Source organism: Arthrobacter sp. D3-16, from assembly GCF_054408515.1.
The window spans coordinates 784,883-797,595 of the sequence record NZ_CP096437.1 but is presented as its reverse complement, the minus strand read 5'-3'; the positions used below and the strand labels follow the sequence as shown (position 1 = coordinate 797,595).

At 66.5% G+C, this 12,713-nt stretch carries 8 protein-coding genes and 1 tRNA gene; 6 read left to right on the top strand and 3 right to left on the bottom strand.

The window, feature by feature from the left end; translation table 11 throughout:
• Positions 1–3: 3 nt before the first annotated feature.
• The gene (locus M1D32_RS03875; protein WP_458781028.1) at positions 4–1,188 is read right to left on the bottom strand and encodes a MarP family serine protease; all 1,185 of its coding nucleotides are present in this window, start codon (positions 1,186–1,188) and stop codon (positions 4–6) included.
• A 183-nt stretch (positions 1,189–1,371) separates the two neighbouring features.
• Here M1D32_RS03875 and M1D32_RS03870 point away from each other — a divergent pair, with 183 nt between their 5' ends.
• Entirely contained in the window at positions 1,372–2,049 is a 678-nt protein-coding gene (locus tag M1D32_RS03870) for a Crp/Fnr family transcriptional regulator (RefSeq protein ID WP_009359192.1), read from the top strand.
• A gap of 166 nt (positions 2,050–2,215) precedes the next feature.
• Here the strand turns inward: M1D32_RS03870 and M1D32_RS03865 are convergent, their stop codons facing one another.
• Positions 2,216–4,180, bottom strand: coding sequence for an FAD/NAD(P)-binding protein (locus M1D32_RS03865; protein ID WP_458781027.1), 1,965 nt, complete (start codon positions 4,178–4,180; stop codon positions 2,216–2,218).
• A gap of 84 nt (positions 4,181–4,264) precedes the next feature.
• On the opposite strand from M1D32_RS03865, the gene M1D32_RS03860 reads away from it, so the two are divergent.
• From M1D32_RS03860 to M1D32_RS03845, 4 genes are all read left to right on the top strand, one after another.
• Positions 4,265–6,502: a prolyl oligopeptidase family serine peptidase gene (locus tag M1D32_RS03860; protein WP_458781026.1), complete on the top strand. Its 2,238-nt coding sequence runs from the start codon at positions 4,265–4,267 to the stop codon at positions 6,500–6,502.
• 2 nt (positions 6,503–6,504) lie between these two features.
• Positions 6,505–7,032, top strand: coding sequence for an N-acetyltransferase family protein (locus M1D32_RS03855; protein ID WP_458781025.1), 528 nt, complete (start codon positions 6,505–6,507; stop codon positions 7,030–7,032).
• A 99-nt stretch (positions 7,033–7,131) separates the two neighbouring features.
• Positions 7,132–7,219: transfer RNA gene (locus tag M1D32_RS03850), tRNA-Ser, on the top strand.
• Positions 7,220–7,348: 129 nt separating this feature from the next.
• Positions 7,349–8,788, top strand: coding sequence for an MFS transporter (locus tag M1D32_RS03845; RefSeq protein ID WP_458781024.1), 1,440 nt, complete (start codon positions 7,349–7,351; stop codon positions 8,786–8,788).
• A gap of 152 nt (positions 8,789–8,940) precedes the next feature.
• Here the strand turns inward: M1D32_RS03845 and M1D32_RS03840 are convergent, their stop codons facing one another.
• On the bottom strand, positions 8,941–11,130 hold the full coding sequence (locus M1D32_RS03840; RefSeq protein ID WP_458781023.1) for a RecQ family ATP-dependent DNA helicase: 2,190 nt from the start codon (positions 11,128–11,130) through the stop codon (positions 8,941–8,943).
• Positions 11,131–11,291: 161 nt separating this feature from the next.
• Here M1D32_RS03840 and M1D32_RS03835 point away from each other — a divergent pair, with 161 nt between their 5' ends.
• Positions 11,292–12,710, top strand: a complete 1,419-nt coding sequence (locus M1D32_RS03835; protein WP_458781022.1) for a phosphomannomutase/phosphoglucomutase — start codon at positions 11,292–11,294, stop codon at positions 12,708–12,710.
• Positions 12,711–12,713: the final 3 nt, after the last annotated feature.

The window sequence follows — 12,713 nt, the reverse complement described above, 5'->3', positions numbered from 1 at the left end:
GGTCTACTTCTGGATGCACTGCCCCGAGGAGACGGGGGCGCTCAACGACGACGCCCGTGCTGCGACCGGGTTGAGGTCGTCCATGGTGATGGCGAATCCCATCTCTGCGTCCGACGTCGCCTTGGCGAAGATCACTCCCGCAACCTGGCCGTCGGTGGTCAGCAGCGGCCCGCCGGAGTTCCCGGGCTGGACGTTTCCGGCCAGCCGGTAGATCTCTTCGGGCGAGGGGTTGCTGCCGTAAATATCCGGCACCAGCACCGTGGTGATGTCCTGGACGGTGGCGGGGCGGGACTGGAAAGGCCCGCCGTGCGGGTAACCTGCGAACGCTGCCGGGCTGCCGCCGGGCAGGTCCGAGCTCAGGGCCAATGGCTGCGCAGGCAGGTTTTCCACCGCCAGCACCGCAAGATCGTGCCGGGTATCAAAGTAGACGACGCGGCCCGGCATCGCGCCGCCGTCGCGCAACTCCACGACAGGCTGCGACACGCCCGCCACGACGTGCGCATTCGTCACCACCCTGTCCTCGGACACAACGAAGCCTGTACCGGTCTGGTTCTGGCCGCACTGGTAAGCCGTGCCGGCAATTCTCAGGACTGATTCGGCCGCCCTGTTCAGGGCCGGGGTGTCAGTGCTGACGTCCGGCACGGGCACTGCCAGGCCCTGGTCCAGCCCCTCGATGAGGGTAGGAATGCCGTTGCCGATGACCGTTGAGCGCAACTGCGCCATGGTGGCTTTCACCGGGTCCGGCGTCAGGCCGTCGATGAAACGGATGACCCTGGATTCGGCCAGCTGCTGGGAAACAAAGGGCACGCCAAGGGAGCTGACGCTGAAGGCCAGCATGGACATGACCAGCGCGGAGACCACCAGGTTGACGGCGCCGCCTACCAGCCGGTCAACCGCCCTGAGGGGCCGAATCCGCACGGCGCCACGGATTTGGCGGCCGATCATGGTTCCGAGGCCGTGCCCCAGGACCACCAGTGCGACGGCGGCGGCCACAATGGCGGTCAGCCTCCACCCGGAGTCTTCAACGAAGCCGCTGACCAAAGGGACCGCGAAGAACGCTGCCACGGCTCCCGCAGCGAATCCGGCAATGCCACCCACCGTTACAAGGAATCCGTTCCGCAGACCGTAGATCAGGTAGGACAGCAACGCCAGGATCAGGACCAGGTCCAGGACAGTCAAGCCGGGCACTAACGCTCCTTATAAGCAGTTGAAACCTCATTCTAGTGGCGTACGCTGACAATCTTCTGTGGGTTCCCTTCGCCAACGGCACCCGCCGTGTGGGCGTTTGGCTGCCAAGTTCGTCACAGAACCTTGAAAATTCTGAAACAATGGCACAAGCGCCACAGCCGACACTTTTATTCAGGAGATTTTATGGACATCGAGGTACTGCGCCGAGCACCACTTTTCGCCACGCTCGACGACGACGCATTCCGTCTGCTGACGGACGAGCTGACCGAGGTGGACCTTTCCCGCGGTGCTTCGGTTTTCCGTGAGGGCGACCAGGGCGACCAGCTCTACTTCATCGTCTCCGGCAAGGTGAAGCTTGGGCGCACCTCCCCCGACGGCCGCGAATCCCTCCTCGCCATCCTCGGGCCAGGTGAACTCTTCGGCGAAATGGCCCTGTTTGATCCCAGCCCGCGCACGGCCACGGCCACCGCCGTCTCCGAAACCCGCCTGGCAGGGCTGAAGAATGAAAGCCTGAACAACCTGCTGCGAACCCGTCCCGAGGTTTCCGCACAGCTCCTGCAGGCACTTGCCCGCCGGTTGCGCCGCACCAACGATTCCCTGTCTGACCTGGTGTTCTCAGACGTTCCCGGCCGCGTCGCCAAAGCCCTCCTGGACCTCGCCGACCGCTTCGGCCGCCCCGCCACCGACGGCGTCCTGGTGGCCCATGAGCTCACCCAGGAAGAGCTGGCCCAGCTAGTGGGCGCCTCCCGCGAGACCGTCAACAAGGCCCTGGCCGAATTCGTCCAGCGCGGCTGGCTGCGCCTCGAGGCCCGCGCCGTCGTCATTCTGGACATGCAGCGCCTCCGCCAGCGCTCCCGCTAGTCCCAGCAGCACGAAGGCCGCCCCCAAGGGGCGGCCTTTTGCGTTTAACGCCGGAACGCCCCATCAGGTCCCGCAGCCTCCCACCCAACGCTCCATCACATAAAGCGGCCTCCCACCCGGCGGTTCAAGGCGCCTCAAGTGAGAGAGCGTTCGGGTTGAGAACGCGTTAAGTGAGAGAGCGTGTGGGCTGCTGGCGCGCCAGGATGGCGCCGGCGATTTCATCGGCGTCGCGCAGGGTGCGCTGGCCGCTGCGGTAGTTCGGGCCTCCGGACTGGACGGCTTCGGCCGCGATGGCTGTGCCCCATTGCGTGGAGGAGAGCTGCAGTCCGAGCACGTAGAGACCTTCCGTCACGGAACCGTTCGCTGCCAGCGGGCGGTAAGGGTGCGGCTCGACATCCAGGCCGGTGGACTGCACTGGCGCGCCTTCCACCGACATCATGAGGCGCGGCCGCACCAGGCCGTCGGCCAGCAGTTGCTCCAAAACCGGTGAATCGTTTGCGGAGACCCTGTTCCCGGGCGCCAGCGCCTCCACCATGGTCCGTGCAGCCACCGGCGCATCGTCCACCCACGGCGAGAAGGCAGTGAAAACACCCTTCCGGCGGTCCACCCCGAATTTGGGGTCGGGCCCCACGAAACTGACCACTCCTGCCCTCGCCAGCGCCGCGAGCTGTTCGGCCCGCAGCGCAGGAGGCCCGCTGGCCAGTCCTTCCACAAACGACTCGAACCAGCCACGCAGGCCCGCAACCCAGGATTCATCGGTGATGCCGCCGTCGGCTACTGCTGTCTTCAGCACCGCCCGGCCATGGTGCAGGGCACCGATGGCCATCTTCACCGGATCATCTTCTCCAAGCGCGGAGCGGCGCGCATCGTCCAGCAGATACTCAACAACCGCGGCGTCGAGTTCAGCGCGGGACGCAAAGGACCGTCCGGCCAGCGGCGCAGCGAGCCCCGGAAGGTCCAGCCGGTGCCGGGGCCCCACGTGGACAGCGAGGACGCTCTCCACGCTGTCCTCCCAGTTCGCGGCACTGTGCGCGTGCGGGTGGAGGGCCTCGTCCAGGGCATCGAGGAAGGCAGCCGAATCAGGCACGGCATTCGGCTGCGAGCGCACCAGGGTGGAGTAGTAGGCCCAGAGAGCATCACGGTGCAGGAGGGGCCAGAAGTCATGGTCGAAGGCAGGGCGGATACCGGCCTTGTCGAAACGTTGCAGCGCAGCCTCGGTGAAGTAGCGCAGGGTCACGGATGCCGGGTAGTAGCCGCTCAGCGCAGCCTTGGCGCGGTAGGGGGTTCCCCTGCGGGAGGCAGCAATGATGTGGGGTTCCTGACCCGACGGCTCATAACGGAGCACGGACCCGTTGCTGATGAATTTGCCGCCGCGGGCCTCGGTCAGCTGGCCCATGGTGTCGAAGAAGTTCAAGCCCATGCCCCGGACCAGGACAGGCTCCCCGGGCGGAACCTGGGACCAGTCCACGTCCGCCGGCACCGCGGGAGGGAAATACCGCAGGCCCAACTGCTCCGCCGAGGACTGCAGCTCCCGTTGTTCAGGATTCAACCGGGACGGGATGTGGCCCAGTGCCAGCACCACGGATCCGGTGCGGATCGTGGCTCCGGTGGCCAGGCCGACGTCGAACGTTCCGTCAGCGGAAGGGCGCACCGACACCGCGGAGGTTTCGTGGAAGTCGATGGTCACGCCGTCGGGCGCGTTCTGCGTCAGGTCCTCCACGGTGCTGCGGAGGTACCGGCCGTACAGTGCGCGGCTGGGGAAATCGCTGGAGGTCAGGACTGACAATTCAGCGAGTTCTTCTTCGTTCAGGCACGGTGACGGGTCCTTCTGCTGCCGGGCCCGCCACTGGTCAAAGGTGGTGCCGGCGACCGGCGGCGCCAGGGCAGGGTCCTGCGGAATAAGCGTGGGATAGAAGGACTGCGTGTTCATCAGGAACAGCCGGGACTGCCCCGGCTGCCACACGTGCCCGGGACCTGCCGGGTAAGGGTCGACGACGTCGATATGGAGCCGCACCGGTCCGGCTCCGGCCACGGCCAGCGCGGCCGTGCGGGCAAGCAGGCGTTCCAGGACACTGGTGCCCCGGGGACCGGCCCCGACAATGGCGGTCCGGATGCTCTGCGTTTTTTCCACGGCATCCAGAGTACGGGCTGAAAACGAAGTATGCGCTGGACGCTTGACTTGCCAGCCGTCCGCGGATGTTGTTTGGATGGGCGCATGACCACCACTGCAGCTGATCCAGCGCCCGCCTCCGGTTCCGGCGATACCACCGGCACCACCCCCTCAGGCATCGCGCCCGAGCCCACTGACGAGAATGTCTGGCTCGAGGAGATCTACGGCGAACAGCAGCTGGCCTGGGTGAAGGAACAAAATTCGCGCACTGAGGACCTGCTGGAGGACGCCGACTACGTGGAACTCGAGGGCAGGATCCTTGAGGTGCTGGATTCCACGGACAGGATCGCGATGGTGGGCAAGCGCGGCGACTGGTACTACAACTTCTGGAAGGACCAGCAGAACCCCAGGGGACTGTGGCGCCGCACCACCTGGGACAGCTACTGCACGGATACGCCGGAGTGGGATGTCCTGCTGGACGTCGATGCCCTGTCCGCCGCCGAGGGCGAAGAATGGGTCTTCCACGGGGCAACCTTCCTCCGCCCGGCCGCCGGTGAGCCGTACCGCCTGGCGCTGCTGGCGCTTTCCCCTGATGGCGGTGACGCCAACCGGTACCGGGAATTCGACGTGGAGTCACGCACGTTCGTGGACCCCACGACGGGTGGCTTTGACCTGCCGACGGCGAAGGGGAACGTGTCGTGGCTGGATGCAGACACACTGCTGGTTGCCTCCACGGCTGAGGAACTTCCACGGACGGCGTCCTCCTACGCCCGGACAGCTGTCACCCTCAAGCGCGGCACCTCCCTCGCTGAAGCGCCCCGCCTGTTCGAGGTGCCGGAGAACCACATGATGGCAGTGGTGGCGCACGACTCCACACCCGGGTTCGAAAGGACCTTCGCGGTTGACTACATCGACTTCTACAACAGGAGCAATTCCGTCCTGCGCGACGGTTCCTGGCTGGCCATCGACGTCCCGACCGACGTCAACGTCAGCGCACACCGCGAATGGCTGCTGTTCCGTCCCCAGCAGGACTGGGTGGTGAACGGATCAACCTATCCTGCAGGATCGCTCCTTGCCGCCCGGTTTGAGGAATACCTGGCCGGTGCGCGCGACATCGCCGTGCTCTTCACCCCGGATGCCAACACCTCGCTGCAGTCCTGGAGCTGGACCCGGAGCTTCCTGCTGCTCAACCTGCTGAAGGACGTATCCTCCGAGATTCGCGTCCTCAATCCGTCGCAGCCAACGGACGTCGCCAACGAAGCCTGGGAGTCCACTCCCCTGGACGCATGCCCCCCGCTGCACGACGTCAACGCCTACGCGGTGGACGATGAAGACGACGGCGGCGCCGGCGACGATTTCTGGCTCGTCGCCACCGGCTTCACCACCCCCAGCACGCTCATGCGGGGCAGGTTGGAGCGCGCCGCAACTAGGACCCCCGGGGTGGTGAGCCGGCACGCGACAGTCAAAACCTCGCCGTCGTTCTTTGCCGATGAAAGCTATGAAGTGCAGCAGCACTTCGCCGTTTCCGACGACGGAACCCGGGTTCCCTACTTCCAGGTCGCCTCGCGCGACCTCCCGCTGGACGGGCAGAATCCCACCCAGCTTTCCGGCTATGGCGGCTTTGAAGTATCCCGCACTCCTGCCTACAGCGGCACCGTGGGCAGGGCCTGGCTGGAACGCCGGACTTTCACTTCCACCGGCGCCAACGGGGAAGCATCCCACTCCAGGGGCGGTGTGTATGTGGTAGCCAACATCCGGGGCGGCGGAGAATACGGCCCGGGTTGGCACCGGGCGGCCCTGCAGGAGAACCGGCACAAGGCCTACCAGGACTTCGCGGCCGTGGCGCGGCACCTGATTTCCCGCGGCGTCACCTCACCGGAGCGGCTGGGGTGCGTCGGCGGCTCCAACGGCGGACTCCTGGTGGGCAACATGTTGACGCAATACCCGGAACTGTTCGGAGCGGTATCCTGCGGCGTGCCGCTGCTGGATATGCGCCGCTACACCAAGCTGTCCGCGGGCCATTCGTGGATCGCGGAGTACGGTGACCCGGACGTCCCGGAGCAATGGGAATACATCAAAACGTTTTCTCCCTACCACCTGCTCAAGGACGGGGTGGAATACCCGGAGACGTTTATCTGGACCGCCACGTCAGATGACCGCGTAGGTCCTGTGCAGGCCCGCAAGATGGCTGCCCGGATGCTGGCCATGGGCATCCCGAACGTCTGGTTCCACGAGGCACTGGAGGGCGGCCATGCGGGAGCCTCCGACAACCGGCAGGCTGCTGCGCTGCAGGCCCGAAGCCAGCACTTTCTTTGGAAGGCGCTGGCAGGCGGGATGGTGTAGCGGTGTCCCTGGCCGTGCGGCGGGCGGTACCGGCTGACGTGGAGCGGCTGGCGGAGGTACACGTCCGCTGCTGGCAGGAGACCTACCGCGGCATGCTGTCTGAGCGTTTCCTGGCGTCACAGGTGCCCGCCAACCGGCTGCCGCTGTGGCACCACCTCCTGGACGGGGCGGAGCCTGCGGAAGCCTGGGTGGCGTGCGACGACGCCCTGATCGTGGGGTTCGCGGGTATCCGGCGTGCGCCTTCCGGAGACTCCCGGCATACATCAGGGCCGCCGTCTTCGGGGGACCTGGAATTGTGGGGACTGTACCTGCTGGCATCGCACCAGGGGCTGGGGTTGGGGCGCCGCCTGCTGGAGGCAGCGCTGGGCGGCACCGCAGCAAGCCTTTGGGTTGCTGCTGATAACGGGCGTGCGATTGGCTTCTACCGGCACTTCGGGTTCGCCCCCGACGGCGGGACAGACGTGATCCCGGACTGGGAAAACCTGCGCGAGATCAGGTTAGTGCGGCCCGGGCAGGCCCCGCGTTTGTAGCCGGCGGGTGATCCCCGGGGGCACTTTGATGGGCAAGGCGGGCCGTTTTGCACTGCGTGCCACGTTCTGCGTATCCTTGGTGGGCTAGGAATAGCAATTGGAGACGTGCCAGAGCGGCCGAATGGGCTTCACTGCTAATGAAGTGTGGGGCACAACTCCACCGGGGGTTCAAATCCCCCCGTCTCCGCGTTTGGCCCCGGTCCAGGACCGGGGCCTTTTGCGTACCCCCAATGGTGGTGCCTGTACTTGGGCTGCCCCCCCGTCCGGGGTACGGACATGTCCACCGAGGTTGCAGCAGCGGTGGAATGATGAACGGATGGCAGCAAGCGACCCCGTGGATGAGAGGCCAGGCAGCACGCAGGCCTGGAGTCCCCGCCTGGCACTGCTGGTGGCCGCCACCTTCTTTATGGAATTCCTGGACGGTACCGTCCTCACCACGGCCATCCCCAATATCGCTGACGCCTTCCGGGTTCCCGCCGCCGATGTGAGCATCACGATGACGGCGTACCTGCTGACGGTTGCCATGGGGATCCCGCTGAGCGGCTGGCTCGCTGAGCGGTTTGGAGCCCGGCGCATCTTTTGCCTTGCGATCGCGCTTTTCACCATTGCGTCCCTGGCCTGTTCGCTGAGCCAGGACCTTACTTCTCTCACCGTCAGCAGGATCGCCCAGGGCTTTGGTGGCGCGATGATGGTTCCTGTGGGAACCCTCCTGGTGCTTCGCGGAACGCCCAAGGCTGAACTGCTCCGCGCTACGGCGTTCCTCGTGTGGCCCGGGCTCCTGGCTCCGGTCCTCGCCCCGTTGGTGGGCGGGGCCCTCACGACGTACCTGTCCTGGCACTGGATCTTCCTGATCAATCTTCCGCTGGGTGCAGCTGCATTCCTGGCGGCACTCCGGCTGGTCCCGGGGGCGGCAGGCGATAGACAGCGCCGGCTGGATTGGCCGGGGCTGTTCCTCACCATGTTCGGCGTGGGGGCGTTGGTGGTGGGCCTCGAACTGGCGAGTACCCATCCGGCTCCCTGGGCAGCCCTGAGTGCAGGAGCAGGTGCGGTGGTTACCGCCTGCGCCGTGCTCTGGATGCGGCGGGCCCGCAATCCACTCTTTGACCTCGGGGTCTTTAGCACCCGGGCATTCCGCGCCATGGCCACCGGCGGTTTTGCCTACCGGCTGACCATCAGTTCGGCCCCTTTCCTGCTGCCCCTGATGTTCCAGGCCGGGTTCGGCTGGACGCCGCTGCACGCCGGCGCCATGGTGGCGGCTGTGTTCATTGGCAACATCGGCATCAAACCGGCTACGACTCCCCTGATCCGGCGGTTCGGCTTCAAGGCGATGCTCGTCTTTGCGTCGGTTGCCTCAGCAGCCACTTTCGCGCTGTGCGCCCTGCTCACGGCAGAGACCCCGGAGCCCCTGACCTTCGCCCTGCTGGTATGCAGCGGAGCCTTCCGCTCGATCGGTTTCTCGGCCTACGCGTCGGTTCAGTACGCGGACATTGCGCCGGCACAGCTCACCTCGGCGAACACGGTCTCTGCCACCTTGGTCCAGCTGGCTGCTGCCGCCGGCATCGCTGTGGGGGCACTACTGATCCGGCTGTTCGACGGCCTGGGCGCATTTCCTGAAGACGCCGCCGGTCCCTTCCGCGGCGCTTTCCTCGCCTTGGCAGTGCTGATGCTGGCCAGCACGGCGGACAGCCTGCTGCTGCCGCGTCACGCCGGTGCGGAAGTCAGCCAGGGCAAAGCCCAGCGGGTCGAGCCGGGCTGAACCGGCCCTGGCAGCCTGTGGGGCCCTTTTCCAGAAGCCCGCTGGCCTGGCTTAGCGGCCTGCCGGCCTGCGTGGTCTGGCCTGCCATGTGGCTCACCCTGCTCGCTACACCCTGCCTGGTCTCACCCCGCCTGGTCTCACCCCGCCTGGTCTCACCCCGCCTGGGCAAGGACCAGCGGAAGGACAGCTCCCGCCCCGGCCTGCCTCAGTGCCCGACCGGCAACCGTCAGCGTCCATCGGCTGTCCGCCAGATCATCAATAAGCATCACCGGTTGCCCCTGCACAGCGGCCAGCGCAGCTTCGAGCTCGGGACCCACCACCAACCGGTCCCAGACACCGGCCAGGCGGTAGGCGCTGTTGCCGCCGCGGCCTCCGGTGGGACCGCCATGCGCGGGCTGCAGCCCGCCAAGGTAGGGAATGCGTCCGATTTCGGAGATTCCCCTGGCCAGGGAGCCCACCAGTTCGGGCTTGCTCCGGGAGGGAATACTCACTATCGCGGCGGGCCGCCCGACTCCGCTCCACCCAGGGTTGCGGGCATCACCGGAACCCCACTCCCGCAGGACCTGCACGCAGGCCTGCAACATGGCCGGATCCACGGGCCGGTCTTCAGCGCCGGCGGCAAACAGACCGCGCAGGGCCCCACCCCAGCCAAGGTCGGTCAGCCTGGCCAGGACACGCCCCTCGGCGAGACCTTCTGCCGGCTTGAGCTTCCCCTTCACCGGCACGCCAAGCCGGTCCATGCCGCTGGGCCACTGAAGCCTGGCTTCCAGGACCCCGCCTGCCCGGCTGAGGGTCTGGCCGGCGGCCTCCGTAGCGGTCTCTGCTATGTCCGCCGGGAACCAACGCCCCGCACAGTTGTCGCACCGGCCGCAAGGGTGGGCAGTCTCATCGTCGAGGACGGAGGTGATGTACTCCATCCGGCATCCGGCGGTGTCCTGGTAGATCACCATCGAGTCCTGCTCGTCCACGCGCGCCTCAGCGATCCGCTGGTACCGCTCGGCGTCGTAAATCCACGGCTGGCCCGTGGCCCGCCATCCGCCTCCCACCCGCTCCACTGCGCCGTCAACGGACAGGACTTTAAGCAGCAGTTCCAGTGGAGTGCGGCGGAGATCAACCCGTGCTTCCAGCGCCACCGTGGAGAGTGCAGTGCCGGCTTCTGCCAAGGCAGTGAGGACGGCCGCTGCTTTCTCTTCGGAGGGCATGGACGCAGTGGCAAAGTATTGCCAAATGTCCCGGTCCTCCGAGCCGGGAAGCAACAGCACATCGGCATTGGCAGCGCCGCGGCCGGCACGGCCCACCTGCTGGTAGTAGGCCACCGGCGAAGACGGCGCCCCGAGGTGGACCACAAAGCCCAGGTCGGGTTTGTCGAAGCCCATGCCCAGGGCCGACGTGGCCACCAGCGCCTTGACCTGGTTGTCCTTCAACAGCTGCTCGGCGCGCTCCCTGTCGGCCGGATCGGTACGGCCGGTATAGGCGAGCACGTCATGCCCGGCTTCGGCGAGGAGCCGCGCGGTGTCTTCTGCGGCCGAGACAGTCAAGGTATAGATGATGCCGCTTCCTGGCAGATCGGCCAGATGCGTCAGAAGCCAGCCAAGGCGCTGCTTCGAATCCGGAAGGGACAGGACGCCCATCCGCAGGGAGTCACGCCCCAAGGAACCGCGGATGGTGAGGACTCCGTCCCCAAGCTGCTCCTCGATGTCGTGGACCACCCGGGAGTTTGCGGTGGCAGTAGTGGCCAGCACCGGAACCGTGTCCGGCAGTTGGGTGATCAGGTCCGCGATCCGCCGGTAGTCGGGGCGGAAGTCGTGGCCCCAGTCGGAGATGCAGTGGGCCTCGTCAATGACCAGCAGTCCGGTCCGCCGGATCAGCTCCGGCAGCTGGGTTTCCCGGAAGGCCGGGTTGGTGAGCCGCTCCGGGGAGACCAGCAGCACATCCACCTGGTCCGCGGCAAGCTGCTCGCGGACGGTGTCCCATTCCAGCTGGTTTGCGGAGTTGATGGCGACGGCACGGACGCCGGCCCGGGCAGCGGCAGCCACCTGGTCCCGCATCAGGGCAAGCAGCGGCGAAACAATGAGCGTGGGCCCGGCGCCGCGGCGCCGCAACAGCAGGGAGGCCACAAAATAGACGGCCGATTTTCCCCAGCCGGTGCGCTGGACCACCAAAGCCCGCCTGCCGCCGTCGACCAGCGCTTCGATGGCTTCAAACTGCCCCTCATGGAAGGCTGCCCCTGGATGTCCCACAAGCTCGCGCAGCACCTCCAAGGCCTGGCGGTGGGTTGCGGAATCGGCGGCAGGGCCGGCGACTGGGTCTGCGATTGCTGTGGCGTGCTGGTTATCGACCATTGATTCAGTATCCCAGCCGCCCCCGACACCCGGCACCTAACGCAGCCCCCATGTGGATACGGCGGAGATACAAAACACACCGTCGTTGACCCACCGTCACATAGGGCGCTTGCCAACCCGTCCTCCACAGCCGCTGCCGCCGTCCACGTAAGATAAAGCCCGTGACTAGCGAACAGACAACGACTTTTGACCTTTCGGCATCCTTCAAGGCCTACGACGTGCGCGGCATTGTGGGCGAATCGATTACGGCCGAAATCGTCGAAGCCGTGGGGGCCGCGTTCGTGGATATCCTGCAGCTCCAGGGCCAGACCATCCTGGTGGGCGGCGACATGCGCCCCTCCTCCCCCGAGTTCAGCAAGGCCTTTGCCAGCGGCGCAACCGCCCGCGGAGCCGACGTCGAGCTCCTGGACCTGATCTCCACTGACGAGCTTTACTTTGCCTGCGGCCGCCTGAACCGTGCCGGCGCCACCTTCACCGCCAGCCACAACCCTGCCGGGTACAACGGCATCAAAATGTCCAAGGCCGGCGCCGTGCCCATCTCCTCCGAATCGGGCCTCAAGGACATCCAGGCCCTGGCCGAGCAGTACCTGAACGCCGGCTCCATCCCGGCGGCGGAAAAGCGCGGCCAGATCAGTGTCCGCGACGTACTGAAGGACTACTCCGAGTACCTTCGCAAGCTGGTGGACCTCTCCGGTTCACGCCCCCTGAAGGTCGTAGTGGACGCAGGCAACGGCATGGCCGGCCTCACCACCCCGGCAGTCCTGGGCGACGCCCTGCTCCCCCAGCTGCCCCTGGACATCGTTCCCCTGTACTTCGAGCTGGACGGTTCCTTCCCCAACCACCCCGCCAACCCGCTTGAGCCGGAAAACCTCCGCGACCTTCAGGCGGCGGTGCTCCAGCACGGGGCGGACATCGGCCTGGCCTTCGACGGCGACGCTGACCGCTGCTTCGTCATCGACGAGAAGGGCGAGCCGGTCTCGCCGTCGGCCATTACCGGGATGGTGGCCCGCCGCGAGATCGCCCGCGCCAAGGCGCAGGGCGAAACCACGCCCACCATCATCCACAACCTCCTCACCTCACGTGCCGTGGCCGAACTCGTGGAGCACGACGGCGGCCGAGCTGTCCGCACGCGCGTTGGCCATTCCTTCATCAAGGCAGTCATGGCGAAGGAAGGGGCCGTGTTCGGCGGGGAACACTCCGCCCACTTCTACTTCCGTGACTTCTGGAACGCGGACACCGGCATGCTGGCGGCAATGCATGTCCTGGCCGCCCTGGGCGAGCAGGACGGGCCGCTGTCGGAACTGGGCCGCGAGTACGAGCCCTACGTCTCCTCCGGCGAAATCAACTCAGAAGTCGAGGACAAGGCAGCAGCCGTTGAGCGGGTGCGCCTCGCCTTCGCGGACGAAGACCTCACCATCGACCAGATGGACGGCAGCACGTTCACGGCCAACGACGGCAGCTACTGGTTTAACCTGCGCCCGTCCAACACCGAGCCGTTCCTCCGGCTGAACGCCGAGGCCACGGACCGCCCCACCATGGAGCGGATCCGGGACCGCGTCCTGTCGATCGTCCGGGCATAGCAG